This window comes from Schnuerera sp., from assembly GCF_035459645.1.
In the GTDB taxonomy this organism is placed as follows: Bacteria; Bacillota; Clostridia; order Tissierellales; family Tepidimicrobiaceae; genus Schnuerera.
The window spans coordinates 1-6,159 of sequence record NZ_DATHXO010000067.1; the positions used below are offsets into that span (position 1 = coordinate 1).

A 6,159-nucleotide genomic window follows, 5' to 3' on the forward strand; every position below is an offset into this window, starting at 1 on the left:
AAAATAAAAGGTAGGTTTTTATAACCTAACTTTTATTACTGAATAACCTTAAATGTGTATAGGCTTATCTATAGCACCAAAGGCTGCTTCCATAACTGTTTCAGAGAGAGTCGGATGTGGATGTATTGCCTTTGCTACGTCGTAGATTGTCCCTTCAATTTGCATTGCAACTATAGCCTCTGAAATCATATCTGTGGCGTTGCTAGCCATAATATGAACTCCAATAACTTCACCATATTGATTATCAGCTATTATTTTGGCAAAACCTAAAGTTTCTCCTTCTGCCAATGCTTTTCCGTTGGCAGCTAATGGGAATTTACTTACTGTAATATCATGTCCTTTTTCTTTAGCTTCTTCTTCAGTTAACCCAACAGATGCCAGTTCAGGGAAAGTATAAACACAGGAAGGAACTATATTATAGTTCATGATACTGTCTTTTCCCATAATATTTTCTGCAGCTACCATTCCCTCTGCAGAAGCAACATGGGCTAAAGCAAATTTTCCATTTAAATCACCAATAGCATAGACTCCCTTTATATTAGTCTCCATTCTTTCATTGGTCTTTATGAATCCTTTAGAATCCAACTCTAAATTTAAATTTTCTATTCCTTTTAACTGTGCTTTTAATCCTAAGGATATAAGGTATTTGTCCCCTTTAAATAGTTTTTGTTCTCCTTTATGGTCTATTAAAACCCCATCTTCTGTTACAGACTTTAATTTTGTACCCGTTACTATATTTATCCCTTTTCTAATAAGATGTTTTTGTAATGTTGTTGCCATTTCTTTTTCTGTTGAAGACAATATACGATTTGATCTTTGAATTAATGTTACATTTGAACCTAAGGAGTTGAAAAGAGTTGCGAACTCTACAGCTATAACTCCACCACCTATTATCACTAAATCCTTCGGAATTTCTTTTAACTGTAGTGCTCCTTTACTATTTATAATCTTTCCTGATTCTAAAGCAGTTTCTAAACCATCAATAGGTGGTAAATTATCCTTAGCTCCCGTTGCTATAATAAGATTTTTACCAGTTATAACCTCTTCGTTTACTTTAACCTTATTTTTATCTATAACCGTTCCCATGCCTTCAAAAAGGTCAATTTTATTCTTCTTAAAAAGCATGTATATTCCAGATACTAATTTTTTTACTACATTATCCTTCCGCTTAGATAAAAGATTCCAATCCACTTTCACATCTGAATTATCAATACCAACTATCCCAAACTCTTCTCCTCTTAATATATCTTCATAAAGCTTAGCCGTTTTTAGTAAAGTTTTAGTAGGAATACAACCCCAGTTTAAACACACTCCTCCAAGCTTTTCTTTTTCAATTACTGCTACCTTACCCCCAAGTTGGGCTGCCTTTATGGCAGCCACATAACCTCCAGGGCCTCCACCTATAACTATAAGATCATATTTGTTCATATTATCACCTTCATTCCTTTCTATGATTTCAACAATAATATCTCTGGGTCTTTCAAAAGTTCTGATAATAGATTTAAAAACCTTGCTCCACTAGCCCCATCAATTATTCTATGGTCGTAGGATAAGGATAAAGGTAATATTCTAGCAATTACTATTTCATCATCTTTTACAATAGGTTTTTTGACAATACGACCTACTCCTAAAATAGCTGATTCGGGATAATTTATAATCGGAATGCCAAACTGACCGCCTATAGAACCATAATTAGTTATACTAAAGGTACCTTCCCTAAGTTCATGAAGTTCAATTTTATTGTTTTTAGCTCTATTACTTAAATCATCTATTTCATTAGCAATCTCTACTACACTCTTTCTATCAGCATCCTTTATTACAGGTACCATCAACCCTCGGTCAGTATCAGTAGCTATACCAATATTATAAAAATGCTTCAATATTAATTCATTATTTTCCTCATCCAGTTCAGAATTAAACTCTGGAAACTCTTTCAACGCTGTGATAACTGCTTTAAGAATGAAAGGAAGGAAAGTTAATTTTGTTTCTTGTCCTAATTTATCTTTATATTTCTTTCTGAATTCATAAAGCTCAGTTACATCTATTTCATCCATTGCAGTTGTATGAGGTATTGTAAATCTAGAAACTGCCATCTGCTCTGCAATAGTTTTTCTTATTCTAGTAAGGGGAATTCTTTCCAATCTTTCATCTTCTGTTAAAATACTTTCTTTATTGTCTACTTCAAGCACTTTTCTTTTTTCTTCTGGTTTAGTCATAGTTTCTTTAGCTTTTATAATATCTTCCTTCATAACCCTACCGTTAGGACCTGTGCCTTTTACCTGTGAAATATCTACACCTAAATCCTTAGCCATTTTACGTGCAACAGGCGTAGCTAAAACTTTGACTTTTTTTGATCCGTCAGAAGAATTATCTATTCCTTCTGTACTAGGCGGGATTTCTTCTGAAGAAGCAATTACTTCACCTACCACTCCAGCCGTTTCCTCTTCTACCACTTCTTCTTTTTCAGATAGTTCTTCTTTTTTGTCTATATGGCTAACATCTCCTGAAGCATCTATTGTAATAAAAACATCTCCTACATTAATTACATCTCCTTCTTCCGCTTTTAATTCTAAAACTTTTCCTGTTCTTGGGGAAGGTATTTCTGTAGTCACTTTATCCGTCTCCACTTCTGCTACAGACTGACCTTCCTCTATATTTTCTCCTTCTTTCACCAGCCATTTTATAAGGGTTCCTTCTGCAATCCCTTCACCAATATCTGGAAATTCAAATTCAAATTTCATTTAATTACCTCCTCCCTAAAATTTCACAACGTCTTCTATAGTTTTTGCAATTCTTTCAGGAGATGGGATATAATGCTTTTCTCCCCTTGGCAATGGGAAAATAGTGTCAAAACCTGTTACTCTAGTTGGTGGAGCTTCTAGATAAAGGAAAGCTTTTTCGTTTATAATAGATACTATCTCCCCACCTACACCTAAGGTTTTTGGCGCTTCATGAACTACTATAGCCCTTCCCGTTTTTTTAACAGAATTTATAAAGGTTTCTCTATCCAATGGAGAAATAGTTCGTAGATCTATAATTTCAGAGTCTATTCCTTTGTCCTTTACCATCTCACTGGCTTTTTGTACATCCCTTACCATAGCTCCCCAAGTTATTATGGTAATATCTTCTCCTTCTTCTACTATTTTTGCCTTTCCAATTGGCAATTCATAGGCTTCTTCAGGAATTTCCTGTCTAAAAGCTCTATAAATTCTTTTTGGTTCTAAAAATATAACTGGATCTGGATCTCTAATAGCTGCTATAAGCAAACCTTTAGTGTCATAAGGAGTAGAAGGTATTACTACCTTTAATCCTGGAATATGAGCATATAAAGCTTCCATACTTTCAGAATGATGCTCTAAAGCCCTTATTCCTCCACCATAAGGTGCTCTTATTACCATAGGAACTGTATATCGACCTCTTGAACGATTACGCATTCTTGAAACATGAGATATTATTTGGTTAAAAGCAGGATAGGAAAAGCCCATAAACTGCATTTCAACAACTGGTTTTAAACCATTTATAGCCATACCAACACCTGTACCTACAATAGCCGACTCAGCAAGAGGTGTATCAAAAGCTCTTTGCTTGCCAAATTCTTTCTGTAAATTTACAGTGGCTCTAAAAACTCCACCTTCAACACCTACGTCTTCACCATAGACTACTACTGTTTCATCTCTTTCCATTTCATTCATAAGAGCCTGATTTACAGCTTCAACAATGTTTAACTTATTAGCCATCTTATTTACCTCCTTCTAAAAAAGATTTGTATTCCTCTAATTGTTCCTCTAAATGTGGAGGCATAGTTTCATAATGATATTTAAATATATCTTCAATTAAAGTATCCGATTTATCCTCTATTTCTTCAAAGGTTAATGTTACTTCTTTTTCTAATTCTTTCTTAGTATTTTCTTCCCATTCTTCTGTGAGTATTCCTTTATTTTTAAGATACTTTTTAAACCTTAATATAGGATCCTTTTCCTTCCACTTTTCTACTTCATCATCTTCTCTGTATTTAGTTGGATCATCAGAAGTAGTATGAGCACCTAATCTATAGGTAAAGGCTTCAATCAATGTTGGTCCTTCACCTTTTCTTGCCCGCTCTATAGCTTCTTTTGTTGCAGAATAAACGCCAAATATGTCATTACCATCCACTAAAACTCCAGGTATATCATAAGCAATCGCCTTTTGTGCAAGGGTTTTACTAGCAGTTTGTTTTTTCCTTGGAACAGAAATAGCGTATTGATTGTTTTGGATGATGAATACTACAGGAGCTTTAAATACAGCAGCAAAATTTAATGCTTCGTGGAAATCTCCTTGAGATGTTCCTCCATCTCCAACATAAGCTACCACTACATTTTTTTCACCTTTTATATTATTGGCCATACCAATACCTGTAGCATGTTGTAATTGGGAAGCAATAGGAACTGATACCGGTAATACCTTCACTCCTTCTGGCATATAACTTCCCCACTCATTACCATACCAGTAAAGGAATATGTTTTTTAGCGGCACACCTTTGACAAGCCAACCTCCTAGTTCTCTAAAAGATGGTACCAGCCAATCATTCTTTTCCATAGCATAAGCACTACCTACTTGAGCAGCTTCCTGCCCTATATTTGGAGCATAAGTGAGCATTCTTCCTTGTCTTTGATAAGATAAAGTTTTTTCATCTATAATTCTAGAAAACAACATGGTCCTATAAAGAGATAATAATTCTTCTTCTGTAAATGAAGGAAGATCTTCTTCTGTAACGATTTGTCCATTAATATCTAAAATACTATAATGTTTATCTTCTAATGGGTTATAATCTTCAAAACGCATATCTTTACCTCCTTTTATGGATTCAAATTTTATATTAATATTTTTACAAGTTTTATTTTGATTGTGATAATCATTCTCAATATATATATTGCCAAAATTTCTTTTTTTAAACACAATGATATTTTGTGAACAATGATTTTTTTTATACTTAAAGGGAATGAGATTGAGGCATAAAAAATACTGGTATAATTTTAAAATTAAATTATACCAGTTATCTAAAATTTATTTAGCTTTATTTTATAGTTAAACCTGCAATACTAATGAATTGAAAAAATCAATCATCATAAACAACTGTACAGAATCCAAAGGTTTCCATAGCATTTCCATATCCTACTTTTTTATCTCTAAAAATCGAAGATTGCATAACATCAAAACTGTAAACATCCCAGTAAGGGAATGCAACTACAGTTACTCTTTGACCTGGTTCTAATTCAACTTGTGTAGAATCCGTCATTGTCCAACTTCTTTCTACGTTAAATCCTACCGCCGCAGAAATAGAAGCGATTTCAACATCAATACCAGCATCTACACTTAGACTATGACTGTTTGAAACAGTACCGGAAAGAGTTATTGTTTTTACTACAGGGTCTTTTGCATGATTAACAGCAGAATTTTCACATATTCTCTTTGACCCACAAGCTTGTCTTGGCCCAGTTATATTAGCGATATAAATATTTGCAAATGGAGTAATATCACTGTTATTTAAATTAGATTCCTTTATAATATAATTTGGTTTAGTTATCTTAATATTTCTTATTTTATCTATATCAATTTCTAAAAAGTCTGCAACTTGTTCTTTGTTTTTTACATCATATTCTATACTACCATCTTTTAATATTTTTTGACTAGAATAATCAATTTCAATATCTATCATTTCTATACTTTCATCATTATAATAACCATTATTAGCAAAAGCCATTGTAGTCATTATAAACAAAAATGCCATTATTAAAGCAAAGATAGTGTTTTTTTTCATAATGGAATCACCTCCTCAAATAAGATTCTCTATTCTCCATCATTATTAACATACCATATTTATACTAAATTTTGTTTAATATGGTACGAATGGTAGGAAAAACGGTACGAATAGCATGAAAAAAGTTAGACTTTTAAAAATCTAACTTTCCTTTCCTATTGGTAACATTATATTTAATATAAACTTTCCTTCATTATATTCATAATTTAATATCCCATCGTATTTTTCCACTACACCTTTTATACTTTTTATTCCAAAACCATGATTTTTACTGTCCTTTTTAGTTGTTTCAAGCTTTCCTTCTTCATCTATTGGGTTAAATAATGTGGGATTTGATATTTCTATAAATAGATAGTTTTTAT

At 32.8% G+C, this 6,159-nt stretch carries 6 protein-coding genes; all 6 read right to left on the minus strand.

Annotation, left to right across the window (positions count from 1 at the left end; translation table 11 throughout):
- Nucleotides 1-48: 48 nt before the first annotated feature.
- Nucleotides 49-1,428, minus strand: coding sequence for a dihydrolipoyl dehydrogenase (gene lpdA / locus VK998_RS01655; protein WP_325224761.1), 1,380 nt, complete (start codon nucleotides 1,426-1,428; stop codon nucleotides 49-51).
- Between the two features lie 20 nt (nucleotides 1,429-1,448).
- Nucleotides 1,449-2,741 (minus strand): dihydrolipoamide acetyltransferase family protein, encoded by a 1,293-nt coding sequence (locus VK998_RS01660; RefSeq protein ID WP_325224764.1) that lies wholly within the window; start codon nucleotides 2,739-2,741, stop codon nucleotides 1,449-1,451.
- Between the two features lie 15 nt (nucleotides 2,742-2,756).
- Nucleotides 2,757-3,737, minus strand: a complete 981-nt coding sequence (locus VK998_RS01665) for an alpha-ketoacid dehydrogenase subunit beta (protein ID WP_325224766.1) — start codon at nucleotides 3,735-3,737, stop codon at nucleotides 2,757-2,759.
- A gap of 1 nt (nucleotide 3,738) precedes the next feature.
- Complete coding sequence (pdhA, locus tag VK998_RS01670; protein ID WP_325224769.1) at nucleotides 3,739-4,821, minus strand: pyruvate dehydrogenase (acetyl-transferring) E1 component subunit alpha; 1,083 nt, start codon at nucleotides 4,819-4,821, stop codon at nucleotides 3,739-3,741.
- Between the two features lie 274 nt (nucleotides 4,822-5,095).
- Nucleotides 5,096-5,797 carry a DUF6426 family protein gene (locus tag VK998_RS01675; RefSeq protein ID WP_325224771.1) on the minus strand — a complete coding sequence of 234 codons (702 nt, stop codon included), beginning with the start codon at nucleotides 5,795-5,797 and terminating at the stop codon, nucleotides 5,096-5,098.
- 141 nt (nucleotides 5,798-5,938) lie between these two features.
- Nucleotides 5,939-6,159, minus strand: a 221-nt coding sequence (locus tag VK998_RS01680) for a GHKL domain-containing protein (RefSeq protein WP_325224774.1), incomplete at its 5' end; no start/stop codon positions are given.